This window comes from Vibrio sp. Vb1980 (assembly GCF_033338615.1).
In the GTDB taxonomy this organism is placed as follows: domain Bacteria; phylum Pseudomonadota; class Gammaproteobacteria; order Enterobacterales; family Vibrionaceae; genus Vibrio; species Vibrio alginolyticus.
This window is the reverse complement of record NZ_JAWOSZ010000005.1, coordinates 147,366-172,816: the sequence shown is the minus strand read 5'-3', so window position 1 is coordinate 172,816 and position 25,451 is coordinate 147,366. Positions and strand designations below refer to the sequence as shown.

The 25,451-nt window shown below is 42.0% G+C and carries 24 protein-coding genes and 1 pseudogene; 4 read left to right on the top strand and 21 right to left on the bottom strand.

From position 1 onward, the window contains the following. Positions 1–55: 55 nt before the first annotated feature. Positions 56–1,384, bottom strand: a complete 1,329-nt coding sequence (locus R7F64_RS10995) for a 6-phospho-alpha-glucosidase (protein ID WP_318071682.1) — start codon at positions 1,382–1,384, stop codon at positions 56–58. 180 nt (positions 1,385–1,564) lie between these two features. On the opposite strand from R7F64_RS10995, the gene R7F64_RS10990 reads away from it, so the two are divergent. Further along, a complete protein-coding gene (locus tag R7F64_RS10990; RefSeq protein WP_047101298.1) occupies positions 1,565–2,272 on the top strand; it encodes a GntR family transcriptional regulator in 708 nt (235 codons plus the stop codon). Positions 2,273–2,291: 19 nt separating this feature from the next. Here the strand turns inward: R7F64_RS10990 and mnhG are convergent, their stop codons facing one another. From mnhG to R7F64_RS10945, 9 genes are all read right to left on the bottom strand, one after another. Next, positions 2,292–2,585 carry a monovalent cation/H(+) antiporter subunit G gene (gene mnhG / locus R7F64_RS10985; protein ID WP_005373314.1) on the bottom strand — a complete coding sequence of 98 codons (294 nt, stop codon included), beginning with the start codon at positions 2,583–2,585 and terminating at the stop codon, positions 2,292–2,294. Continuing rightward, positions 2,585–2,863, bottom strand: a complete 279-nt coding sequence (locus R7F64_RS10980; RefSeq protein ID WP_005373317.1) for a cation:proton antiporter — start codon at positions 2,861–2,863, stop codon at positions 2,585–2,587. Before R7F64_RS10980 ends, mnhG begins: the two co-directional genes overlap by 1 nt. Then, positions 2,856–3,332, bottom strand: coding sequence for a Na+/H+ antiporter subunit E (locus tag R7F64_RS10975; RefSeq protein ID WP_005373320.1), 477 nt, complete (start codon positions 3,330–3,332; stop codon positions 2,856–2,858). Before R7F64_RS10975 ends, R7F64_RS10980 begins: the two co-directional genes overlap by 8 nt. Next, a complete protein-coding gene (locus tag R7F64_RS10970; RefSeq protein ID WP_318071681.1) occupies positions 3,329–4,825 on the bottom strand; it encodes a Na+/H+ antiporter subunit D in 1,497 nt (498 codons plus the stop codon). Before R7F64_RS10970 ends, R7F64_RS10975 begins: the two co-directional genes overlap by 4 nt. After that, the gene (locus R7F64_RS10965) at positions 4,822–5,175 is read right to left on the bottom strand and encodes a Na+/H+ antiporter subunit C (RefSeq protein WP_017633704.1); all 354 of its coding nucleotides are present in this window, start codon (positions 5,173–5,175) and stop codon (positions 4,822–4,824) included. Before R7F64_RS10965 ends, R7F64_RS10970 begins: the two co-directional genes overlap by 4 nt. Beyond that, the gene (gene mbhE / locus R7F64_RS10960) at positions 5,175–7,844 is read right to left on the bottom strand and encodes a hydrogen gas-evolving membrane-bound hydrogenase subunit E (RefSeq protein ID WP_017820361.1); all 2,670 of its coding nucleotides are present in this window, start codon (positions 7,842–7,844) and stop codon (positions 5,175–5,177) included. The genes R7F64_RS10965 and mbhE overlap by 1 nt, the downstream gene beginning before the upstream one ends. Positions 7,845–8,008: 164 nt before the next feature. Further along, positions 8,009–8,200 (bottom strand): hypothetical protein, encoded by a 192-nt coding sequence (locus R7F64_RS10955; protein WP_005373328.1) that lies wholly within the window; start codon positions 8,198–8,200, stop codon positions 8,009–8,011. Between the two features lie 109 nt (positions 8,201–8,309). Beyond that, positions 8,310–9,245: a universal stress protein gene (locus R7F64_RS10950; protein ID WP_005373330.1), complete on the bottom strand. Its 936-nt coding sequence runs from the start codon at positions 9,243–9,245 to the stop codon at positions 8,310–8,312. Positions 9,246–9,638: 393 nt separating this feature from the next. After that, positions 9,639–10,358 carry an SDR family oxidoreductase gene (locus R7F64_RS10945; protein WP_005373333.1) on the bottom strand — a complete coding sequence of 240 codons (720 nt, stop codon included), beginning with the start codon at positions 10,356–10,358 and terminating at the stop codon, positions 9,639–9,641. 134 nt (positions 10,359–10,492) lie between these two features. Between R7F64_RS10945 and R7F64_RS10940 the strand changes: the two genes are divergently transcribed. After that, positions 10,493–11,401 carry a LysR family transcriptional regulator gene (locus R7F64_RS10940; RefSeq protein ID WP_318071680.1) on the top strand — a complete coding sequence of 303 codons (909 nt, stop codon included), beginning with the start codon at positions 10,493–10,495 and terminating at the stop codon, positions 11,399–11,401. A gap of 90 nt (positions 11,402–11,491) precedes the next feature. Here R7F64_RS10940 and R7F64_RS10935 read toward each other — a convergent pair whose 3' ends face one another. Continuing rightward, on the bottom strand, positions 11,492–12,265 hold the full coding sequence (locus tag R7F64_RS10935; RefSeq protein ID WP_318071679.1) for a helix-turn-helix transcriptional regulator: 774 nt from the start codon (positions 12,263–12,265) through the stop codon (positions 11,492–11,494). 99 nt (positions 12,266–12,364) lie between these two features. Between R7F64_RS10935 and R7F64_RS10930 the strand changes: the two genes are divergently transcribed. Continuing rightward, entirely contained in the window at positions 12,365–13,501 is a 1,137-nt protein-coding gene (locus R7F64_RS10930; RefSeq protein WP_054574677.1) for a multidrug effflux MFS transporter, read from the top strand. A gap of 114 nt (positions 13,502–13,615) precedes the next feature. Here the strand turns inward: R7F64_RS10930 and R7F64_RS10925 are convergent, their stop codons facing one another. From R7F64_RS10925 to R7F64_RS10880, 10 genes and pseudogenes are all read right to left on the bottom strand, one after another. Then, a complete protein-coding gene (locus R7F64_RS10925; RefSeq protein ID WP_017820364.1) occupies positions 13,616–14,026 on the bottom strand; it encodes a hypothetical protein in 411 nt (136 codons plus the stop codon). A gap of 203 nt (positions 14,027–14,229) precedes the next feature. Beyond that, positions 14,230–14,559 carry a hypothetical protein gene (locus tag R7F64_RS10920; RefSeq protein WP_021707559.1) on the bottom strand — a complete coding sequence of 110 codons (330 nt, stop codon included), beginning with the start codon at positions 14,557–14,559 and terminating at the stop codon, positions 14,230–14,232. 319 nt (positions 14,560–14,878) lie between these two features. Then, on the bottom strand, positions 14,879–15,277 hold the full coding sequence (locus R7F64_RS10915; protein WP_318071678.1) for a hypothetical protein: 399 nt from the start codon (positions 15,275–15,277) through the stop codon (positions 14,879–14,881). Further along, positions 15,274–17,277 carry a pesticin C-terminus-like muramidase gene (locus R7F64_RS10910; RefSeq protein ID WP_081007922.1) on the bottom strand — a complete coding sequence of 668 codons (2,004 nt, stop codon included), beginning with the start codon at positions 17,275–17,277 and terminating at the stop codon, positions 15,274–15,276. Before R7F64_RS10910 ends, R7F64_RS10915 begins: the two co-directional genes overlap by 4 nt. Before the next feature lie 1,022 nt (positions 17,278–18,299). Continuing rightward, a pseudogene (locus tag R7F64_RS24520) lies at positions 18,300–18,747 on the bottom strand (DUF4150 domain-containing protein); the annotation flags it as partial. A gap of 148 nt (positions 18,748–18,895) precedes the next feature. After that, positions 18,896–19,687: a type IVB secretion system protein IcmH/DotU gene (icmH, locus tag R7F64_RS10900; protein ID WP_025767903.1), complete on the bottom strand. Its 792-nt coding sequence runs from the start codon at positions 19,685–19,687 to the stop codon at positions 18,896–18,898. Continuing rightward, complete coding sequence (gene tssK, locus R7F64_RS10895) at positions 19,684–21,009, bottom strand: type VI secretion system baseplate subunit TssK (RefSeq protein WP_005373357.1); 1,326 nt, start codon at positions 21,007–21,009, stop codon at positions 19,684–19,686. Before tssK ends, icmH begins: the two co-directional genes overlap by 4 nt. Before the next feature lie 11 nt (positions 21,010–21,020). Next, the gene (gene tssJ, locus R7F64_RS10890; protein ID WP_005386118.1) at positions 21,021–21,521 is read right to left on the bottom strand and encodes a type VI secretion system lipoprotein TssJ; all 501 of its coding nucleotides are present in this window, start codon (positions 21,519–21,521) and stop codon (positions 21,021–21,023) included. Next, entirely contained in the window at positions 21,514–23,007 is a 1,494-nt protein-coding gene (locus R7F64_RS10885) for a type VI secretion system-associated FHA domain protein (protein ID WP_318071677.1), read from the bottom strand. Before R7F64_RS10885 ends, tssJ begins: the two co-directional genes overlap by 8 nt. A gap of 9 nt (positions 23,008–23,016) precedes the next feature. Continuing rightward, on the bottom strand, positions 23,017–23,616 hold the full coding sequence (locus R7F64_RS10880) for a hypothetical protein (RefSeq protein WP_054574680.1): 600 nt from the start codon (positions 23,614–23,616) through the stop codon (positions 23,017–23,019). Between the two features lie 503 nt (positions 23,617–24,119). Here R7F64_RS10880 and R7F64_RS10875 point away from each other — a divergent pair. Then, positions 24,120–25,433, top strand: a complete 1,314-nt coding sequence (locus R7F64_RS10875) for a type VI secretion system ImpA family N-terminal domain-containing protein (protein ID WP_213971994.1) — start codon at positions 24,120–24,122, stop codon at positions 25,431–25,433. The last annotated feature ends 18 nt before the right edge of the window (positions 25,434–25,451 follow it).

Below are 25,451 nucleotides of genomic sequence, written 5' to 3'. Positions count from 1 at the left end.
ATAAACCTCTTGTTTCATTCACGGAGCCTACAAGTAGGCTCCGAACGTCCAGTTGTTATTGAAAAAATTGAGGAAGGTAGGCTTTATTTTCTTCTAGTAATTGTTTTGTTATTTCTTTAGCTTTTGGCACATTAACCACGGTACGGTTAAGTGTGAGTGCATTAATCAGCTTTTGCTGACTTCCTTCGTACCAAGCATCCACGACTAATTTCTCGTAACCAAGTTGGCTCTCAATCATGGCTTTTTGGAAGGTTGGGATTTTTCCTACAGTAAAAGCTTTCGGTCCATCACTAGTTAGCGCAGCTGGAACTTCTACCATGGCGTCATTTTGTAAATTTGTAATAGCACCATTATTCGGTACGATGACGAGATACACATCGCTCAAGTTGTAGGCTAGCGAAGCCGCGACTCTCACCATGTATCGACCATGGATATCGGCATGCAGTGTTTCGTGCTTCGTGGTGCCCGCTTCAATTATTCTTGCGTTCAATTCGAACACTCGTTTCTCACGGCCGTTAATTACCTGCCTTGCGCGAGTATTATTGATATCCTCTTTCACCACCATTTTTTCAGGGTACAAATAGTATTGAAGATACGTATTCGGCAAAAACTCTGGATTATCAGCAAGCATTGTTCTCATGTTTTTGAATGTGGCTTGCCACGATGGGTCATCCGCTATTTCCGCATCAACCGCACTGATCCCTTCTTTTAGGATGATATTTTTAATTTTATCCGTTAAGTCTTCACCCTGTTTGTTACGAATTTTGGTAAACCAGCCATAGTGATTAAGCCCAAAATATTCAGGAACAAAGTTCCAAATTTCACACCCTAACAATTGCGCATAGCTGACCATAATCGCTGCTGGCATATCACAGATATTTAGAATTCGCTTATCATGCGGAAATTCACGATTTAAAGCTTCAGCGACAATTGCCGCCGGGTTGGTGTAATTAAGAATCCACGCATCTGGACACGTTTGTCGGATCTCGTTCACTAGCTGGATCATGTCGCCGATAGAGCGAAGTCCATATGCCATTCCTCCCGCGCCACATGTCTCTTGCCCAACACAAGAGTTGGATAGCGGGATTTGTTCATCGCGCTCGCGCATGGCCAACCCACCAGTGCGGATCTGGATAAAGAAAAAGTCCGAATCTGCGAATGCGACAGATTTATCCGTTGTATAAACAAACTCTTCAACTTCTGGATAGTGTTCTCGCAATAGAATTTCAGTAGCTAATGCATTCGATTCTTGGCGTTTCTCATCTATGTCGTAAAACACGACTTTTGCGAGTGGAAAGTTATCTTTTTCAGCAATAAGGCTGTTCATCATACCAAGTGTGTATGTACTGCCAGCACCAACAATCGTTAATTTTTGACGTTTCATTCCGCTACCTCAAATGTTTACCCTGCAAATGTATAAAATAAGCATTAATACCTTTATGATACATTTAAAGTGTAAGCACAAAGATACGAGATAAAAATCACACAAAGATCCTAAGGAAAAGTATTAACTACATCTCAGATCACATTCTTGCTATCATGATCCAAGACTTAGCGAGGTATTATGAAACCCAAATACATAGACATTGCGGAACGATTAGAAAAAAAGATCAAAGATGGGGAACTACAACCTAAATCGATGCTTCCAAAAGAGAGTGATTTGCAAGAAGAGTTTTCCGTAAGCCGCGTAACCATCAGAAAAAGCTTACAAATTCTGGTCGACAATAATTTAATTAGTCGGACAAGAGGTAGTGGAACTTATGTAAACGATCTAAAAGCCCAACATGATGCCTTACATTTGCTGGGTTTTATCGAGGAAGTCAGTAAACAGGGGAAAACGCCTAGCTCTCAAGTCATAAAGTTCGAACTTAAAAAGCCGAATGAGCAGGTTGCTAAGCAGTTAAATCTCTCGCCCAATGATGATACATATGAAATACATAGACTCAGATGTATTAATGATGAGCCTGAAATTTACGAAGTCACTCATATGCCAGCAATGTTATTTCCAGACTTGAGCATAGCCATAATGAATGGTTCTAAATATGAGTACATTGAAAATAGCAAAGGATTGAAAATTGCGAAAAGCAGTCAGTCTGTCAAACCGTATTTGTTAGATACAGAGACGGCCTCATACCTGAATGAATCAGAAGCTTCCCCTATTCTAAAAGTTGAGTCCACTGGTTACCTAGAAGATGGTCGTGCATTTGAATATACCGTCAATTACTTCCGACTTCATCAATACAGCTTCGAGTTTATTTCAACTAGGACGTAGTACTATTCGACGCTAATGGTTAATCATTGCGCCAAATCTTATATCCGACCTCTCGCATTGCTCTGCCGAGCAGGTGGGAGGCGACTGGCGCAGTGAGAACGATAAACAACATCGTACCGATAACCCGAGAGATCACGGTAACTTCAGGGAGTGAGAAAGCGACCGCTAATAACAAGCAGCTCACTCCGACAGTTCCAGCTTTGGTCGCTGCATGCATTCGGGTATACAAATCAGGAAGCCTCAGGACACCTAGACTTGCAACCAAGGTCAACAATGTTCCTAAGCATAAAAATAGTCCAATCAACACGTCCATTATTCTTTCTCCTTTCTTTTAACGATCAAACGTGCAAATGCGATCGTGCCGAGAAATGCGACCAAACCTAATGTAATGGCGATGTCTAACAGAGCGTCCTCACCGCTGTCTAAGGTGTAAACCGTAATAAATCCGATAGTGATAAATGAAATCAGATCTAACGCCACAACTCGATCAGCTAGCGTTGGTCCTAGAATTAAACGAGCAAAAGCCATAACAAAGCTGAGTAGTAGCCCAGAATAGGCAAAAGTGACCGTTATTTGCAGCCAACTATCCACGCGTCACCTCCAAAATTCGATGCTCTAACCCATCTTTAATTCCGCGAATAACCTCTTCATGTTCAGGTGCAAACATGGCATGAACGATAAGATACTTTTTATCAGCCGTAACATCCAAACTAAGCGTACCCGGTGTTAAAGAAACCATGTTCGCCAGTAATGTGATTTCTAGGTCAGAATCGACCTCCAGAGGGACATAAACGATATCAGGCTGACTCAAATGAGTAGGTGTCACGACGTCCCACACCACTTTCGCAACCGATATAACCATTTCATAAGCGAAGTACACCAATAACTTCAATGCAGATGCAAAACGTTGAAAATAGCTCGTTTTCAATCCAAATGGTTGACTCAACCTTAAAGCAAAAAAGCCGACCGTAAATCCGACAACAAAATTCAGACTCGAATAGCTGCCATTAAGCATCATCCACGCTAACGCTAAGAAAAAATTGAGGAATAGATAGATCATGCATTTCCTCCTAACACCACTCTGATGTATTCAGTCGGATTTAACAGTTGTTCTGCAGCTTGAACGGAAAATTGATAAAAAGGCTCCGCCACTAAGCCAATGATTAGCGTCAACGTTGTCAATACAATAATTGGAACGCAGTACAACCAATGTACTTTGGCCTGCAGAGTCTGTTCTGGCTTCTCTCTAAATGGCTTTTTCCAAAATGCCTCACTCCAAATTTTCGTCATCGAGTAGACAGTAAGCAACCCCACCAATAACGCGGTACCTGCTAACCAGTAATACTCAGCCTGTATGCTCGACTTGATGACCAATAGCTTTCCCCAGAAACCCGATAGCGGTGGGAAACCGGCCAGAGAAAACGCAGGGACAAGAAACAAGAACGCTAACCAAGGCATAGCTTTGTATACCCCACCCAAATGTTCAAGTTGACTAGAGCCATATTTGCGCTCGATGAATCCACCTATTAAGAACAAATTCGCTTTTACAATGATGTGATGAACAATGTAGAAAATGGCACCGGCTAAAGCTAAGGGAGTGTAAATAGCCAACCCCATGATCATATAGCCTATTTGGCTAATAATATGAAAAGAAAGAATTTTCTTAATGTCGAATTGGCTAGCCGCTCCTAAAACGCCCGTTAACATGGTTAGCCCTGCGACCCAAATTAACGTCGGTTGCCAACCACTCTCGGCGAGCGGAAATACCAAGGTAAAGACTCTTATCAACGCGTATACACCGACTTTAGTAAGCAACGCGGCAAACAGTGCCACCACACCGCTTGGTAACGTGTGATAAGAAGCTGGCAACCAAGCAAATAAAGGAAAGAGTGCCGCTTTAATAGAAAAGGCAAACAAAAATAGCGCGGACAGCATCATGTTGATGCTCAATTCATTTTCCCCTACTTTGGTGTAGAGATCGGCCAAGTTCAAGGTGCCCGTTGCTCCATACAATAAACCGATAGCAAGCAAAAATACCAGCGTCGAAATCAGGTTCAACATCACGTACTTTACTGCACCATCAACTTGAGTTTTCGTTGCATCTAACACCATTAAACCAAATGATGAAATGAGCATGACCTCAAACCAAACATACAGATTAAAAATATCTCCAGTCAGGAAAGCACCATAAACGCCAGCAAGCAACACGTGCATTAACGCATGGTAATTGCTATAGGAGGGCTTTCGGTGAAGGTCCGCCATCGCGTAGAAAACACATATCGCACCAATCACCGCCGTTATCATCACCATAGCAACGCTGAGGTAATCTGCGACAAACACGATACCAAATGGCGCACTCCACTGACCAAAAGCAACGGCTTGAATACCATTACTTATGATGCTTTCTGTGAGAAAGCCCGCAACGAAAAGGTTCGAAATCGCACTTACACCGCTCAACCACTCAACACTTTTTGTTGAGCGACGGACGAAGAAGATAGTCAACGCCGTACTCAGCGAGAGAACAACCGGTAACGTAAGCAAAATCGAACTCATTGACCCTCCTCAGAACGTTGCATTTCATCGACGTTTGCAGTTCCAGTGTCTTTATAAGCTCGATAGAACAGCATTAAAGCAAAAATAAGTAGTCCAAAACCGATGACTATCGCAGTTAAGATAAGCGCTTGAGGTAAAGGATTTGCCGCGCTATCTGGTGGTAAAAGAGCATTATCGCCAATCAATGGCGGCTCTCCGGGCGTCAGCCTTCCAGCGGTAAAAATAGCAAGGTTAACCGCACTACTGAGTAACATGATGCCGAACAAAAGGCGCAAGATATGCTTTTCAAGCATTAAATAAACACCTGCTGCGACAAATACTCCAACGACAACACTCCAGACTATTTCCATCACTCTAGCTCCTCATTAATACGAAGCAGCATACCCATCACGCCACCTATAACGGCAAGGTAAACACCAACATCAAAAACCAATGGCGTCCCTAGTGGTATCACGTCTTTCCACCACAGTCCGGTCAAAAACGGTTTATCAAACGCAAAGCTCAAAGCACCAGAAACTAAGCTCAATGCGATGCCAGATAACGCAATGAGAAACGGTTTGAAATACAACCTAGAACGAACGTATTTCGGTGATTCCGCGAACATGAGAAGTGATAAACCAATAACGGCAATCAACGCACCAATAAAGCCACCACCCGGTTCGTTATGACCACGTAACAACAGATACACTGAAAATACGAGCATGAGTGCCGAAACAATGTGTGCCGTGGTTGCAAAAATTAATGATTGGATACGATTTTGCTTTTTCGCTCTTGTCTTAAGCAAACTCACTGCAGCAATCCCTGCAATAACAACGACAACAACTTCTCCCAATGTATCAAATGCGCGAAAGTCGACCAGAATAACGTTAACAATGTTTCGCCCATGTCCACCCGGGACACTGTTTTCTGCAAAGAAATCTGACACCGAAGAGTCCATCGGCTGAGACGTGATTCCTAACAAAAGTAAAGTAACCGAAACACCTATCACACCTGCTATGCAAATATTCGCTACTTTACGTTTTATTGAATGCTTGGGCACAGTGGTTAGACGTGGCATATGACGCATTAACAATGCAAGAAAGACCACCATTAATGTTTCCACTAACAGTAAAGTCTTCGCAACGTCCGGGGCGCTATAAATCATAAAAACAAGCGTGGTCATGAAGCCAATCATACCAAGCGCAGAAATCGCAAGAAGTCTTGCGTGGGACAACGTACATACGAGCGCAGCACCAATCAACAATAAGGCAATACCAATCTCATAGAAAGTGACACTTGAAAGTTCGCCAACCAAAGGCAGAGGAATAAGCGCTACCTGACTCAGTAACGCAACGGCAAGTACCGTGAAAAATAATAGGACATAGCGACTCAATTTCTTTTGCTGTAACCGCGCCGTTTGCCACTTCGCCACTGTCATCATGCCATCTAATAGTCGTTCAAAAATATTCTCCGCTTTGGGGACGAATAGATGTAGCCGCTGAAAAAATGCAGACACAGTAGGATAAACACGGTACACCACATACCCCAACGCTAGCGTAATAACGCTTAACACTAACGGTACATTCACGCCATGCCATAGTGATGTCTCTTTAAGAGTTGCTGTGGGCAGAATGTCAGCAGAGCCCGGAAAAATAATATTGCGATCTAACCAATTCAAACCGAATAACGGAACTAGGAGGCTGCCAACTGCCAAGAGCAAAGGCGAGATCCACATGGCTTTTTTTGTCTCAACTGGCTTAGTTTCAATCGGCACGAGATCACGGCGAGCAAAGAATGGTCTCGCAATAAGCATAATGGTTAGCGCGACCATCAGTATATTCACGATTAAAAGTACAAAGGCGATCCAGTTATTGAGCTCTACTGCGGACTTGTACATGTATTCTTTGCTCAAAAAGCCTAACAACGGCGGGAACCCCGCTTTAGACAATGCAGCCAAACTCCCCGCAACCATGCTGATGACGAGAACTGACTTCAGGCCGTACAATTGATCAATATCTCGTGTTCCTGTCGCTTTGTCGATATTACCCACCACCATAAACAGCGCAGCTTTATAGAAAGAGTGAGCGAGAATAAACATCAATACTGCACTAACGGCCAAATCTGTGCCCATACCTAGTAATAATGTTAATTTACCCAAAGCAACATTCGTGCTGTAGGCTAGCATCAGCTTCAAGTCAGTTTGTTTTAATGCGACAAATGTGCACCAAATGGCCGTGATACTCCCAGTGATGACTAAAGCATAAAACCAGATCTCGCTGTGGGCATAAACTGGCGATAAACGTGCTAATAGGTAAATGCCTGCCTTTACCATTGTTGCCGAGTGTAAATACGCACTGACCGGAGTGGGAGCTGCCATCGCGTTAGGTAGCCAAAAATGAAACGGGAATTGCGCAGATTTAGTAAATGCACCGAGTAGTATGAGCACTAGAGATGGGATAAACCATTCATGCTGCGCAATAGTGTCTGCCTGCTCGATAATGGTATTTAGCTCATAACTCCCTGCCATTGCTCCCAGCAAGATAAGACCAGCTAGCAACGCTAGTCCACCAGCACCAGTAACAATCAGCGACTGCAAGGCGTTTTTCCGAGACGTTTTATTTTCGTGATTAAACCCGATCAGTAAATAAGAAGTGATGGTGGTGAGTTCCCAGAAAACAAATAACAACAGAATGTTATCGCTCATCACAATCCCTAGCATGGCAAGCATGAATAGGGTTAGATACAAATGAAAGGAAAACCGGCTATCACTTTCTCGTAAATAAGCCAAAGCGTAGATTTGAATCAGTGCGCCAATCCCACTGATCAGTCCCGCAAAAAGAAATGAAAGACCATCTAATCTAAAGCTAAGGTTGATATCGAGGCTTGGTATCCATTCCGCATTCCAGCTCACGCCTGCAGGAGTATAGATATAGAAGAGAAAAGAGAAGATTAAAACTGGCAGCGCAGGGAAAATCAGTAAGACCAACTGATTATCTAGGTTTTTCGGCAGGTTTTCTTTACCCGTTATGTTATTCAACATCGCAGCCCATTCGTTATTATAAGAAGGTACGCCCTATTCGGCGCAAATGACAAACTCCACTGTATTGTTTTAACCCAAGCGCTTCAAAAACGATCATGAAACCAAGGGAAAAGTAGCAAACAGTAATCACTGAGTGCTACTTAGAGGAACGCCGATACAAACCGCTATTTGCTGTCTGCTACGGCATAAGAACGTAGGTCACTACTTACGTGTTCTTGGCTGAATGTATATGGATTATCGTCATCAGCTAACTCGAATGCATCGTAGGTGCAGTCACCGATATCATTTCTCGGACAAACATAAACATTCGAACGTTCTATCATTTCTGTGTGGCATTTCGGGCATAGGTTTTTCATGTCACTCTCCTCTGATAACTTATTGATACATTGATAATTCCATGTTCTAGAGATCCATCTCCCTCCTTTACCTAAAACATCACTTAAACCCAACTTTGTTACACCCCAATTACTGAATCGGTGAGACAAAGCCATCGGGCTTAAGAGCGACCAAACTACAGTTAATCGATTGCAAAATATTTTCAGCCGTATTACCAATGACATAGCCAGATATACCAGTTCTCGCTAAGGTTCCCATTACCAGCACGTCTACCTCAATACTCTCTACGTAATCTGGAATCTTTTCGTCGGGTTTTCCATGCAGGTGGTGAATCACAATTTCACCTGTAATCCCAGACTCCTCCAACAGCTGTTGCAGAGCTTGTTTATGATCGGCTTTTGCTTTGTCGAGTTCATGTTTCAACTCAGCATCATCGACTTGAATCCAAGCGTTACCATTAAGGTAGTTTTCTAAGTAATACTCCCAGCAAGAAATCACGTGTAAACGACTATCGCAGGTGTCGGCTATCGAACGCGATAATTCGAGTAAACGCACGGCTAATGAGTGCTGTTCATCGCTTGCCGTTAATGGGTCGATAGCCACAGCAACACGGCGCTTATCTCTTGGCTTATCAATTGGTCGGTGCAACCAAAGCGGACAAGGGCATTTTCGTAACAGAGTCATATCAATAGCTTTGAAACCCTCAGCACCTTCACCGAGCGGTTCAGCTTCTTTGATGATGAGATCTTTGTTATCAGCTAATGCTTCTTGAATAATACAGACAGCGGGCTTTTCACTGCTTTTCACAGTAAGAGGAAATGCGAGATCCTCTTCAGAGAGTCCCAGCTTCTGTCTGTATTCGTGAATACTTTGTTTGAGGGAGTCTTGCAGCGATTGCTCATAACTTTGCTGATACTGGATCATGTCTGTTGGGAAATCAGGACACGCTATTAGCCCTGAGACAGGCACTTTGTTGCTAGATGCAATCCTCATCGCTTGTTCGAGGGCGTCACTATGGCCTGGCAATCCTTGTGTTGCAAAAAGTATGTTTGCGAATCGTTTCATACACACCTCCTTGTTTGGTTAAATATTAACCATCCACAAAGTATAATACCTAACGGATAATTGTAACGGCTTGTGACGTTGATGAAATCAATTCTCATTAAGAGACGGATATTGCTTCATTTTGTTTTACGTCACACTCTCCTTTCTTCACAACTATCGCCTTCGACCTAAATAAATTCCGCTACCTAAAATTGAGACCAAATAAAAACCCAAATTACTCAAAGTTTTTTCTCACCTTGAGTAACTTGGGTATAAGCAATAACACACTTAGTGTCCGGATTTAAATGGATGACCTAAATTTTCACGCAACTTAGTTTAAAGATGCCATCTCAATCACGAATCGATATGCAAAGTTTTACGGCTTTAGTGACCTAAAATCGCCGTAACTCAATGTTAAGGTTGTTGTTTTGTCGGTGCCAAAGCAATTTCACGAACACATACACCTTGCGGTTGCTGATAAGCAAACAGCACTGCTCGTGCAATGTCGTCTGCTGCCAACACGCCGCCCATATCCACCTTCCAAGCGTCATAGCCATCTTTAATATCTTGAGACGTTGTATGTGAAAGTAATTCCGTTTCCACTGCACCAGGTGCAATCGTCGTAACGCGAACATTCGATGACGCAACTTCTTCACGTACGTTTTCAGAAATAGCATGAACCGCAAATTTGGTACCGCAATAAGCAGCATGATCAGGGAATGTTTTCTTGCCCGCGATAGAGCTGATGTTAATGATCGTACCACTGTTACGTGCTTTCATCGGTGCTAGGACGGACTGCATGCCATTGAGTAAGCCAATTACGTTCACATCAAACATGCGCTTCCACTCCGATGCTTCCTGAGTATCTATCTGACCTAGAAGCATAACGCCTGCGTTATTTACAAGTGCATCTACCGGACCATACAACGCTTCAGCTTTCTCAATTGCAGCCTCAAAAGAAGCTTTGTCGGTCACATCTACCTTTTCACAAAGCGTATTTGGTAAGTTTAATGCTTCCAAACGTTCTACACGTCTTGCTAACAAAAGAAGAGCATGGCCCTGTTCACTGAAGTGACGTGCAATCGCTTCACCAATGCCTGAACTGGCGCCTGTAATAACAATTAACTTTTTCATTTTGAATCCTTAATCGAACGGTTTACATCAGTGGCGGTAAGTTTAAGAAAACTTTGTTTGTTGATATATACCGACCTAGTTGAAACACTGTTGTTATACTACAACAATACTTTTTTAATTATGAAGAAGTCATCATGCAAACACACATCAACCTTGCGGATATTCGCTCTTTCGTCCTAATCGCTCAACTAGGAAACTTCACGAAAGCAGCAGAGCAACTTGGCGTTTCTCGCTCACACGTTTCACGTCAAATAACAAATCTGGAGCAACAGATTGGTGTCACTTTGCTACAAAGGACCACTCGAACACTGAACCTCACCGAAGCAGGCAAGGTTCTGTATAAACAGTGTGAAACTGCCCTTCACAATATTGATCAAGCTGTTATGGCAGTGGTTGATGATGTAGAAGACTTAAGAGGTGACATTCGTATCAACTGTGTGGGGGGCTATTTAGGAGAAGACGTTGTCGCAGATATCGTTGCTCAGTTTCTAATCCAACACCCACAAGTGAGCATTAACTTAGATTTTAGCAGCCATCGTGTCGATTTAATCGCAGATGAATTCGATATCGCTTTTCGAATGGGAAAGTTAGACGACTCCAACTTTATCGCTCGCAAACTGATCGATGTGGAAATGGGGACATACGCAAGCCCAAACTATTTAGAAACATATGGCTATCCTTCGCATCCAAAGGACTTAGAAAAACACGTTTGTTTGACAGGTAGTGTGACACGGTGGGCATTTGAGAACACGAATACAAAGCAGTCAACGGAACACCAGATACGTGGACAGTTACGATGTAAGAGTGGCAGAGTAATGATAAAAGCAGCCTTGGCGGGAAATGGCATCATCCGTGTGCCAGAACTTTATTGTCAACAAGAACTCCAGACAGGCAAGCTAAAAGAAGTGTTTACCAATTGGAGCATTCCGAGTGTGGAATTTTCACTCCTTTATCATCACGACCGACATCAACCAAAACGCATCCGAGCCTTTGTTGATTTTACTACGCAATACTTTCGCAAACTGCAGAGTAAAGACAAGTAACCTGCACGTTGGTACCTGTCTATGTATGCTTTATAGGCTGAGCCTGTGAACCTGGGGTTTGTTTTAGAAAGAGTGTGAGCATTTTGACGCTTAAGGCTTGGTTTTCATAAACGTCAGAGGTGTTTGTCCAGTTTGCTTTTTGAAAAATGCAATAAAAGCACTGTCTGACGAAAACTCCAGCCAATCGGCAACTGCGCTGACTGGCATGCCCGTTGATAACAATTCAACTGCTTTTAAAAGCCTCCACTGTTGCCGCCAATCTTGATAATTCATGCCCGTTTCCGACTTAAATAATCGTGTTACCGTCTTGGTGCTCGCCCCTACTTTGTTTGCAAGAGTAGTAAGCGAAGGAGCTAGAAATGAAGGTTCAACCAACTCTCGACGAAACGTTGTTAAGCGCCGATGCGATGGCAAAGGCAACTGAAACGAATAACGTTTCGCAGCATAAAACTCCTCCCAAAAAAGCGCCGTCGTATTTACCATCTCGCTGCTAGGCTTATCCCACTCCCAAAATGACATTTTATCAATAAGAGCTTGGAGTAAATTATTCACTTCTATCATCGTGATCTTACTCGGACAGGCAAACTCCTCACAATCAAAATACAAAGATCGGTACGCCACCACATTCGTCATTAGTGCGCGATGCGGCGTATTAGTTGGTATCCAAACCGCCTTTGTCGGTGGCAAAATACAAATCGAGTCTTCCAGAGCAAAACTCATACAACCTTGAGGTGCGTACAATAACTGCCCTTTCTTGTGCTTATGCATACCTGAGTCGTGCTTGCCAATATCCGCAGCAATTCCCACTACATAATTAGTAATCTTGTCTGCATCAAATTGTGTTTTTTCGTTAATAAGCGCCATTTTGTCCGAATGTTGATGTATTTGGTTTTTATGTTGTTATTAGATCAATCATAGCCTCATTTATACTGCCCGCCAACTTCATTAACGATGGGTAACAATATGAATACTAAGCCCTCTTTATGGCTCATGCTGGTTATGTTGATGTTTCCGCAAATTGTAGAAACTATTTATAGCCCAGCGCTGAGCTCAATCGCTCTTTCATTTGATGTAAACCACGCACAAGCAGCCCAAACATTGTCGATTTACTTCCTAGCTTTTGCCATTGGCGTTGTAGTTTGGGGAGTTCTCGCAGATAAACTGGGAAGAAGGCCCACCATGCTTATTGGGTTCTTTATCTATGGTTGCGCATCTTTACTCGCAACTCAAACCGAAAGCTTTGCTGTTGTCATGACCGCGCGAGCCCTAAGCGCATTTGGTGTCGCGGTAGGATCCGTTGTCACACAGACCATGCTTCGTGACGCGTTTGACGGTCAAGAACTGAGTAAAGTCTTTAGCTTAATGGGAATGGGTATATCAATCAGCCCGGTAGTTGGCATGCTATTAGGCGGGCAGCTTACAGCGCTTGGTGGATACCGTTATGTGTTTTTTGCCTTGTTTTTAATCGCGTTAGTATTGCTCGCTTATAACGTTATTAAGCTTCCTGAAACACAGAAGGAACAGACACCAGTACGGTTGCATCAACTTAGCTGGAAAATGGTAAGAGACGCGCGAATTTGGCGCTCAGGATTATTGGTTGCTTTGTATAACATTGCTCTATTTTCTTATTACCAGCTTGGCGCATTTACTTTCTCAGCACTTGGGTATAACTCCGAACAATTTGGATACAGTGGCATGGTACTGGGGTTAGGCACTCTGCTTGGGAGTTATTTAAACAAATCCCTAGTGTCTAAAAATGTTCGAAAAAGCCAACTACTTTGGCTCTCAGCAGTATTGCTTAGTTTGGGGTCAGTCGGTGTGTTGATTCTGAGCCAATCAATCTGGTTTGTTGCTCCAATGGTGTTAGTCGTCATGTCTTATGGGATTGCGATACCCAATATACTCAGTGACGCACTCGTTGATTATAAACAACAGGTAGGTAGCGCAGGCGCTTTATTTGGGCTCATGTACTACATCATGATCGGGACGGGATTAGCGATGGCTGGAACAGCACAAAACTTAGGTGTCGTTCTATTAGCATGTAGCTGTTTAGCGATTTTATTAGCGTTTTCTAAAAGGCAAGTTCATACCAACTTGTGACCAGATACTACGCATTGCTTGCCTAATCTTCCGAAGATTGGTCTACATCTTTTCTAACGGTTAACTAAAACGTAAATAAAAAGCGCCTGTCGGCGCTTTAATTATCCATAGATCTTATTGCCATGTTGGCTCGCCAAACTCTTCACAACGTTGCTTGTCGTAATTTTCAATGCGCCCGCGTTTACCTACAAACTGAACCTGAACAACCATTCCAGCTTCAACATATTCACTGAAATAATCGCAAGAAACACGAAAACTAGTATCGCGTATCACAATTGGTACCCATTCATAGCCGCCGCTGCGTGGTAAGTAAGACTTGAAGGTAATGACACCGTCATCTGAAACGTTGATTTCTTCATCATATTCATTCAACTTATAAAAACGTTGTCCATCAAACTCTGCCTTTGCTTTTTCAATTATTTCCTTCGTTGCTGTCGATTGCATCGGCGTATTTGAGACCAGTTGACACCCAACAACAGATGTCAATACGGACAAAGTCAAAGCGAGTTTAGTTATTTTATTCATTTACCTAACCACTGTTGAATTATTCAACACTTACCATTTTAAAAGGAGGGAGACCATACTTTATTTTAAAGAAAATAAAAAGCGCCTTTCGGCGCTTTTTATCTGAACGTTTCTTATCCAAACGTCTCGAGTAAATTTTCTAGAAAAGCTAACTCTTTATTACAATGAATTTTATTTAGGCTCTCACTGGAATCTATTGCTATTTAATCCCAAGCTTCAAACCCATTGGGCTTTACGTGTTTTATTTTTAATCTAACGTTGGGATCCAGAGCTGTTTCAGTTTCCCATTCACAGTAGTACTCAACAGCATTTTCATCTTCAATCATGTCAACGAAGCTAGCAACGACACTCAACCGTCCACCACCTCTAGTCAATGAAAAGTACGCATTCTTGTTTTCATTTACTTCAAATTTCAAAGGAATGAATTCAGGTTCTTCAAGAGAAATATCTATCCATTTATAATTATCTAAACTCTTCCCCTTTCGTGGGGCATAAACTGTTTTCAATCCATTTTCGTCAACAACGAAGTACATCGAATTCTCGGCTTGATTAAAACAAGCTTTCAAGCCACTGTCTTTATTTTCCAAATTACATGTGAATACAACTGAGCTTTGCTCACACGCAGCATTTACTTAGAACGGAAGAGAAGAAAAATAGTAAGGATGTAATCTGAGTAAAGTTAAGGAACATATGAAACATTAACCAAATTGACTCCAACTCTAATTACATTTATTAATAGTGACTATTCCTTATAGGAATATATCTGCCCGTAATCACTGTATAAAACTAATTACTAAATAAACAGCTATTTTATTTCTTCTACATTAAAACCCAAAGTCTAAATCGGTATAATTACTTACACTCTTGGTTTGAAGAAGTTGGGTCCAATGCTAAAGCAACAAAATCATTCCCATATCTTCTAACAACAATAGGTTGCACAGAGTCATAAGTGCCGACCTTAGATTTATCATGAAAGCAAAGGTACACATTATCACCTTTAATTTCCATTAACTCAATCTTGTAATACCAATGGTCATCATCTATTACAATCTCATCTTTTGTTATTTTTGGTACTGCAAGTTTGAATTCACCTTGAAAATCAGAAAAATGCCTTTCTTCGATGCTTTTGGGGTTCAGTGAGTTAGGGAATGATGTAAAGTCTAACAATTCATAAATATCCGTCATTGAAGCTGCACTAGTCAAACCTGACCAAATCACAGCCAAAGTAATTAATAGTATATTATAATTCATTCAATAATTTCCTTAAGTAATAACGCTTCTTTTTTTCTGCGTGTTGGATATAGATCCCTAAAGTCCATTAGATTATCATACATTTCTTCCCACTTCTGGTTTACAGCTTGAAACCAGAACTTTCTAGTTTCACGAGGTAGATAACCATATTGATAGGCAACGGAAGCAATTACAGTTTGAGCTTGACTTGGTAAGCAGGCAAATTCAATCTGAGAATTTTTATTATACAACGCTATGATTTTTTCAGTTTCATGCTTTTTAACTACGTGATTAATTAAAAGCAACTCATCTTCATTAATAGTTAACGGATTTTTTTTCAAAAAAGATTCTGCTTCAAATTTCTTCATACCTAGATATGGGGTGAGCTTTGTTATAAGGTCACTCGGTAGTTCGAGTTTTCTCAAATCAACTATGTTTCTTGCTCCTAAATCGAAGCCAGTAGCAATAGTTACCCCACTCTTACTATTCTTAGGGTCAGGAACATATCCTTTTTTTCTGCTACCTTCAAGTTCACCTATAAACTCGTGGTCAATTGATAATTTACATTCACTTAATTTCGTAACATTCAATGTAAAAGGCCAATAATGCCAAAGGCTCTTATCATCGCTTAGTTGCAAATCACCATGTAAATCTTGCATCCATGAGAACTTATCTGCTCTTTCCAGTTCGAATTGTGAGAAAAGATCAAAGCTATCCATCACTTGATCGCGCCATGGGGAGTTACGGTAGTCTTCTTCAGTCACAAAACCAGCGGAGCACTTAATATCTAGAGCTTCCTTCGCAGTCTGATGGATTGATTCATAAAGACTTTGTGACGACGCTGTATGCCAATCTGTAGGATGTTTCACAATAAATCGCTCAAAGTGTTTACGCTTACCGTCTAAGTATACTTTGGCATCGCGAGCAGTGAACGAGGAGAAGTCCGTTACTTGATCTTCTGTCACAGATTCAAGTAATTGCTGAATAAACGAATTACTCATATCAACGGCACCGCTACTATCGGCCCCATCGAGAACAACGAGTGGATTTTTTTCCGCATTTTTGGGAGAAATCTGTTTTTTGAAAAATTCGGGCGGCTCCTCATAAGAGAACATCTCGATATGCACACGATTATCTTCTTTCTTAGTTCCAATTGCATCGTTACTGTACTCATGCAGTCCCATGTAGCCGATATCTTCCCCAGCTGAAACCTTTATCCCCTCTCCAAATAGGAGTGGGAGTAAAGAAACCACACTACCGTCCCTAATCATTGCCGCCTTGTCCGACATCCATTTAGGTTCTGAAACTGGTTCTGATAGGACAGCAGAGGAATCTTCTAAAATGTCAAAGTCACTATTGAGACCCGAAGCAAACCAAACAATCTTGTTTAACAGTGCTTTTTCGCTACCACTTGCCGATTCACCATTCTCTACCACACGGCACTTTATCATTTTGTAGGTATTTTTGTCGATCTGGTATGGATGGGTCTCCTTCTCTTCTGCGTACAGGTATTCAAGTAATGTTCCTTTAGACATCGACTGTTTTTTTTCACCAGAATTAGTAGGCACATCACTATGTTTGAAAGTGCGTACATTTCTCGCTTCTTGTAAACGGTAACGCGTGGTTATAGATGAATTGGCGCCAATATCTGAAGGTGGCGCAAGGTGCATATAAAGTGTATAGAACTTAAATACATCTTCACTATCTTCGGGGTTTACAGCCTCATGCTCGATAAGCACAAAGTTATTACTATACTTAAACTCTTGCTCTTGGTACGTTGAGGTTAGGTAATCAGGATTTATGCGAAATGCCACTATTTTTCCATCAAGCATCGCTTGAATAGGTCTGAGCCCTTTCCCCCACGGTAACATTTTTGATGTTAAGTGAACGCCACTATGCCAACCGTACCCTTGTCCTATTAAATAACGACCGCTCTTAGCTTGATCAAACAATTTCGTAAAATCACTGAGCGTGTAGTAAGCGTCACCTTCTCGTTGCGCTATCGGAAAAACTGCATCCATGATTTAAATGTCCTAGTCAGAAAAGTTATCGTCAAAAGTGACAAATGATGGGCGGTTCAAGTTGTTTGACTTCGTGTACACCACCGCATTAACCCTACCTAAATTAGTAGCAAAGCTAGATTGGCTCGCTATGTTAACGGTACTCCCAAGGGCCATTGCCGATATAGAAATTAGGGTGTCATTTTTGGTTTCAAAAATTTGGCTAATGACGTCAGGAAGTGCTTGTTTGAAGTGGTTAAGTGCTTTTTTATAACCGTTTATACCCTCTTCAACAGAACTCAACGATCTTGCAGAAGCTTGGCTTTGTATGAAATCTAAACGACCGATGATTTCACTGTTTAGCTCATCGATGTATGAACAGATTTGATTGTTTATCAACGTCCATAAAACAAACTGCAAATACTTCACAGTATTCCCAGTCCCTAAAAAGCGAAGCTTCGCTAATAATTCATAGGGAGGCTCAAACACATCAGCTTGATATAAGACTCTCAATATATCGCCATTTTCGTGCACTTGCTCCAAGAGCAGTTCAACTAAAGGTTCATATTTCTCTAGCGCAGTAGTATCAGTTTGGATGTGATAAAGTGCCGAAACATAAACATCAGAAAAATCTTTAGAGTGATTTTGACTAATCGCATAAGGAGACGATATACGGCTTTGCTCTAACACAATATCTTTAAAGTCATCATCACTGAAGGATGGGGACATCAATATGCCCCAGTCATTAGCAACCCCAACACGATCTTCCCAAAATGGCGAGCGGCGACCTGCGACAAACGTACAAAAATCATTCGGATCAGGGTAAGTTTCCGTCACAATATTTTCAGCTAAAGATTGGTTCGGCGTATAAGAGTCTTGAGTTTCGCTGAGCACTAACTTGCATTCTTTTAGAGCGAGACCATTAACAGTTGCTTTTCCGCTAGAATCCAGCACTCCACTCCCAATGACAGCACCTGAAGGTTCGACTAAAGAAAATTGTGCATTAGAGTAAGGGAGCCCATTTGGATATTTGCATTCTATATCCAGCGTATACGTCCCTTCCTGATCTTCCGTAACAGAAACCGATGGGTTTTGTGCCCCACCCAAACACATGGTGTTGGCTTTGTTCATGGTCATTTGATCGGACAGGCGACATACGCCCTTACCTTCAAATTTAACCGTTGGTGAGGCTGAAATGAATTTTGCTTCGGCTTCTATCGTGCCTGAGGCAACGCCTTTTCTGTCACCGCCCGCATCGCCGGTACTTTTTGAGAACGTACTGCCCTTGATAGCGACACTGTTACCGCCATCCATAGAGACTGTCGTAGTCCCACCAGCAAGGTCTACTGATTTAGCATTGTTGCCATAAGGGATAGGAACGACTGGCTTGCCGACCTTAGTTAAACAAACATCTGGGAGCGTTGCATTCGCTTCACCACCTGAGCCTTTATGAACTACCGAAAGTCCATTCGCACCAACTGTTACGCCCATAACCAATCCATTTGAATTTTATTGATTGAATGATAAAAGAGATCGCAAACTGCAATCTCTCTAAATAACTAGTGAATTTCACTAAAAGACCAGTGATATTCACAATAAGCCCTAAAACTGGCAGAAGATCTCATTTTTAGATTTCTGGTTATCTATACACTTCAAGCAGTTGCTGGAATTTTAAGTCTATGACGATGTAGGTTGCCGCATACATAAGCGCAAACGTCATCGCACTAAGACTTAAGATCAGCTTGGGTGAAATTACCCTTTTTAACGGCTTCTTTAGGTATTTAGCTTTAAGGTTGATTAAAGAAACTTTTTCTTGTTCTGCTAGGCGGTCATCTCGCACTAATCGATAAATGGTGCTGCCAATTTCCGCTAACTTTTCGTTGCCACGCTCTTCACGGCCGTACTTGCCTTGGAAACCAAGTTGAAGCAATAAATAGAGAAACTCTATAACGTGACGGTATTTGCGAGGGTCGGCTTTTAAGCGGTCGAGAATAACGAAAAACTTGTCACCACCAGATGTTTCGTTGTGGAATTCAGACAGTAAGCTGTTCTGGCTCCAGTGACTATTTGCTCCCCATTCTTGCCGACAAACAGATTCATCAATCGCCGCACACAAGCAGTAACGAATAACAAGAACCGAAGCACGATCGAGCTCCATTTCATTAAGTTTTCGTTCGCCTTTTCGAATCTCACGTGCCACTTGTTCACGAAATGGCATCGGGTCATCAAGCCAAGGGATCGAAGACATACAAGACAGACTGGCGATCAACCATGAGAACTGGTCCACCAACGGGTTAATACCCATGTTGTCGATAGATAGATCTTGTACTGCGATGTTTCTCGATAAGTCAGGCGCTGGCATTACCTCCATTGGTTTGCCAGGCTCTGGTTGGAATAAGACTACGGTGACGTCGGTTTCTGCGTAACTCATAGACGAACGGCCCAAAGTTGCAATGATAAGTTAGCGAAATCGCCCGCAACGTGAATCGCAATCGCAGCAGTGTTCTTCAACGCCATCCACTCTTCGCCCGTTTTATCGAGCTCGAAATAGGTGTAGCCAGCATGATACGGCAGCGCGCGTGGCACAACTGGCATTGGTTTGATCTCAATCCCAGGCAGTTGAAGGTTAATCAAGTCACGTATGTTATCGATAGAACCGATCTTCGTTTGGCTGACAAACTGGGTATGCAGAACATCCAAGGTCACGTCGGCTTTAACTGCGAGGATAAAGGTTGTCGTATCAATGATCTTATTGTCAGGGATTGCTGCCGTTCTGATGCCATAGTTCTGATCTTTTAAGGTCAGTGGAATTGCTCTTTGCTCAGACATCACGCTCAATGTCATTTTTGCACTGTCTAGGACGCGAGAAAGACAGCTAGTAAGATCACCATGATTGTACTTCGTAAACTCAATAGGTCGGCGTGTCGTTGAGCACAGCGTCGAAAGCTCACCTTCTGCCTGAAGAAGAATTCGATACAAAGACTCAGGATGCACAGCTTCTGTGCTGGCGAAATGCCAAAACAAGGGTTCGTATCGGTTGAGCGCTTGCAATAGCATAAAGTCAGAAACCGATGATACGCCTTGTTGATCCACCACCCCTAATCGCTGAACTATCGATTCCGCGCGATGCTTCAACATAGAAGCAAACTCGGTCGCAAATTTACTCAGTACTGTCGACGCATGAATATCGATACAGGTAGGAATGAAACTATCATCTAAGATCACGCTGCCATCAGGCTTCACTTCTGAGATCTTTAAGATCGGAATAGACGTGTAAGCACTCTTATCTTCATGATCGTACATTAAGCAAAAGTTAAGCTTACCGACGACGATATTTGCCATGTCTTCCGAATCATAACAAGCGTCAACCGCTTCTTGAGATTCCATCGTATAGCGCGCACCGTCTTTTTTGGTACCAAATAACTCAGAACGTTCCGATGGTAACGGACAGCACAAATAAACGACTTTATCGGCAATCGAAGGATCTACATCTTTCACTTCAGGCAGCTCAGCAAGCAACGGAAGCTCAAATGGTGTCCGGTCTTGTAAAATACCTTCAGCACGAGTAATACCGATTTTACCCAGTGCTAGTAACTGAGAGTTGATTTCTAAACGTTTAATTCCCCAATGCAAAGGCGATGCATTGGCACTCAGTAGGCTCGATAGTTTACTTTGCGAACGATCGAGTTGTTGAAAATGCTGCGGCTTCATGAACATTCCATCTTGCCAAACAACTGGATTGTATAAAGACATGTTTCTATCCCTTAAAAGTAAACCTGTTCAATGCCGCGAGTGTTATCAGAAATTAACTCACTGCCCTCTAACTTGAGCTTGATGTAGTACTCGCTCTTCTCTTCAATAACTTCCACTTTTCGCCAAGACGAACCATCAATATCACGAAAAGCCACTGAAAAACCGACGGCACGAGTGTCAGGGTCTAGAGTTAGCATTTCATGAACTTTTCCACCTGGCTGTATTTGATATTCGTAACGTTTGATGTACTCATCACCCAACGACGCTTTATCGCTCTCAAACAAGGCAAAGAAATCTAAGCTTCGGAACAATACTGGCGAACTTAATTCGTGAAGACGGAGAATAACTGGAGATGACTGGCCCCCATTTCTCACATTGAGTACAGGTGATGCCTCAATAACCAATTCAATCGACGAAGTTTCTGGTGTGATACCAGTGGACTCTTTAAATTGATCCCACATGGAACAACCGGACAACATGGCAAATCCGAGTAATACGGCGATACTACGCATGGTTTCCCTTAATCACTTTGTTATAGTTTTTCTTAATCAGCCCTTTTAAGGATGTTTCATTAAGCAGGCGACGATTATTAGTGTAGAAATCTAGGTATTCGGCCCACAGCTTTGACTTAGTTGAGAACAAAGACTGGCTAGCGACCCTGTTAGCAAATGCTACGGGATCGTTCGTTTCTGACTGTTCTAAAATGAGCTCATTCAGTGCTTTGTTAAACATAACTTGGTGGTCGTTCAGCTCATCGAGCATTTGTTCAACCAGTTCATTTGGAGCCAGTAATTGCTGACTATTCAAAGTAAGCATTAGCTCTGCAATGTTCGAGTTAGCCTCACTCGCACTCTGCTCATCTTTTAACGATTCCACTTCGTGCAACTCTTTCTGTAGGTTATCAATACATAAACGCAAGCAAGTGCCCATTTGCTTGAATAACTGCGCCTCGTTTGTCATCAACTCTGGGTTTCGAATACCCAAACCATCAAAAAACGCTTGCGCTATATCTTGAGAGCAAACGGCCGCATCAGTATCGACTTGTGCTTTCGTCGTACTGTTTATCGCGTGCTCTGCCGTAGGTATTTGAAGTTGCTGATTAGTGTTAGGAGAAGGCGTAAAAGATTGGGTCATCTCTTCCCATTTTGACCCTGTGTTAGCCTGTTCTACGACCATCTCAGTAACATTATGCGTACGATGTTGTCTTTGAATCGTGCTATCTGGGGCTACCGTGCCAGGTTGCATCACCTCAGCTGAGGCAATATCGGCTCTATGTGCCTTACCGCTTTCTGGCGCTAATGCATCATTGACCGATGCGTTACTCTTGGTTTCCGCAGCCATCCAGTCTTCAGGGATTAGGCTTGGCTGATCGAATTCGGAATATATACTGAAACTGTCATCGACCACCTGACGCGTGCTTTCCACGGTTCTAGGTTGTTCAGATTCTGTACGCTCATTATCACGAATTAAGTAATCGTCATCTCGCTGCATCGAAAAGTTAAGGTGAGCAACAGGATCATGACAATCAATGTCATCCTGTTTAGTCTCCATAAACAAATCTTCTAAGGCACCGACTTTTTCTTCCTCTTCGACAACCGCATCTCCTAGACTAACCAGAGGATCGCTAGATACTCGCTCAGGAGCAATATCAGCGGCGATGTCTAGTGTTGAGGTAACGTGCTCAAGAGAAACACCAATCTCATATTGCCCTAAAGAAATGATGTCGCCATCAACTATCGCAACGGGTTGATTTTTTAGTATTTTATTCCCATTTACCATTGTGCCGTTAGTTGATACGTCACTTATATAGTAGGTATCTCCATACACGCTGAGCAAACAATGAGTGCCCGATATAAAGCGGTTGTGATCGGCTAAAGACACGCTACAGCTTGGGGAACGACCTATCGAACCACCACTTTCAGGCATTTCAATATGCTTTGCACCGGTGTATTCCTCTGGACACTTTGAGATAAATAAAGCTAGCTGATTTGAGTACATTTACGAACCTCAAAAGAGCAAAGAAACTGATAGTTCAAGCCCACCAATTCCATCATTTACAACCGGAAGGATATAAGAGGCCTGCGGGATAATTTGTATATGGGCGTCAGGATTACTGCCTAACTTTATAGCAGTACCAAGGGTCATAACCGCACCTAACTCAAACTGGTCGATGTCTTCAACACTCTCATAACGATAGCCCTCTTGGTCTACTTGCCAGCGATTAGAATATTGCGAGTAACCGACAGACAAGCCCGCACCAACGTATGGCGTGAAAACACTCCAAGAAGTCAACGCATATTGAGGAACAACACGAAGTTCATAGTTCGTCGCTTCTTGATATAAGCCGTTTGCTGGCGCTTCAATATCTTCTGCTAGATAGTTTAGCCCTAACCACCAACGCCAACGGTTATTGTTTTCATCAATAGGACGAGTATGAACCAAGCCGAACCTAAGCGTATCCTGCTCACCACTTTTACCTTCATCGTATTTAATGCTATCGATAGTCAACATACTGGTAGAGAGTCCATATCGCTCCCCTTTTGCCATTGCAACAGAAGAAAATAGACACATGGCTGAAATCAGCCCAATTTGACTTGGTTTTAGCATTTCGTCCCTCTAGGAAAACCGATATTCTACTTAGAGGCGAAAGATATCAATTATATTCTCTTTTTCAATAAGCCTAAAAAAACACCTATAATTTAATACATTTCAACTATCAGGTTGGTTGTTTTACCTACAAACAAAAACTAAAGAACCGACTACAGATTAAGTGACGAGACAGTAAATCTTTCTATTTAAATAGAAGTAACAGAATTTGATTGCTAATTGAACAAAACGTAATCTCCGATAACAATTTAGTTACTTTTTAATCAACGTTCTTATCTTCATATATAAGTTTCTTCTTATAAATAGACTTAACTATTGATATTAATATTATGAACAAAGATCACACTAAAAGTAATTTAATTTCTTTTAATGAATTTTTATTATCTAATCCGCTTATTTTGTCTATAGAATTGCGGCAGATGTGCACTGCTTATAATTTAATATAACAGTAGTGAAATCCTATATAACTTAATACTTCTATATGATCAGTTGGAACTTTCCTTATGTTTTTTACCGACTTCGCTCGAAGACCAATCGATGAAAATAACCCAAGCGGCTCTAATCCTAATGGTTCTGAGGATTTTGACGAAATTAAACGTCAAATAAACAACCTGAATAAAGTCACAGGGAGAGTCTCGTGGAAAACGGTTCAAACACTCTCAAAAAAGATCTTGAGTACCCAAGCGAAAGACCTACGTTGTTGCTGTTACTTTACCGTTGCGTCAACCTATAACGACGGCTTAAGAGGCCTTGTTGAAGGGTTAAACTCAATACTTGATGTGTGTGTCGTATATTGGTTCAACGCGTATCCAGAGCATTCAAAGTCAAAGGCACGAATGAGCGCTATTGAATGGATGGTAGAGCATACTGAAAAACGAATTAATAAGCATCGGGCGTTACCAGAAGAGCTTCCATTGATAGAGGCAGCACATCAATTATGCTTGAGGATTGAGGAAGAGCTTCGTCTTCATTACGGTATTGAAGCGCCGTCATTAGGTCGCATTCGCCGTATTTTGAATCAATGGATTGAGCAGATAAAAGAACAACAAATTGCGGCTGAGTTACGCGAGAAAAAACAAGCCAACACTAGCGCTCCTGCAGCAACGCAGAAGGCACCTGAAATTAAAGTGAATGTGTCTCCCTCTCCGGCACCGGTGTCATCACCCAACCTAAATAGCCAAGAGAAAGCATCACCGGCAAAGTCTGGTCGATTTATGATCTACTTCGTTATTGGTTTGATTGTTACTGCGATATGTTCACATTTCATGTACGAGCAACAACGTTATCGAACATTGGAGCAAAAAATTAATCAAGCTTCACTTAATGAACTTGTAAATTTGGTCGCCTCGTTAGATTACGAAAATAAAAAATATGCTCAGTCATTGAAAACGCAGGCCATTAATCGTGTCGATATTATGATGAATAACTGGTTTTTAGACTCGGCAAAAGTAAGTAACGTCAGCGAGCTCGATAGCTTGACCAATGAATTAATCGCAATCTATCCGGATTCGTCTTCTGCACAGCAGCTACGTCAAAACTTTTTGACACAGAGCGCCCATTTAGAAGACCAGTTTATGGATGTTTATAAGCGATTCTCAGACGCAAGAACGGTGTTTGCCAACGTAGCTAGACAGAATGTAGATAAGAACTCTGAAAAGGCGTACGAATACAGTAACTCGTTATTCCCGCTTTTAGGTCGTATTGAATACGCTGAAAAGTATTCACAGCAAAGGGAAATTGACCGCGCAACCCTTTTACTGAACATCTACCTATATAAATTGAGTCAGCTACAAGCTGAAAAAACTGACAATAAATAACAATACAATTAAAGAAGT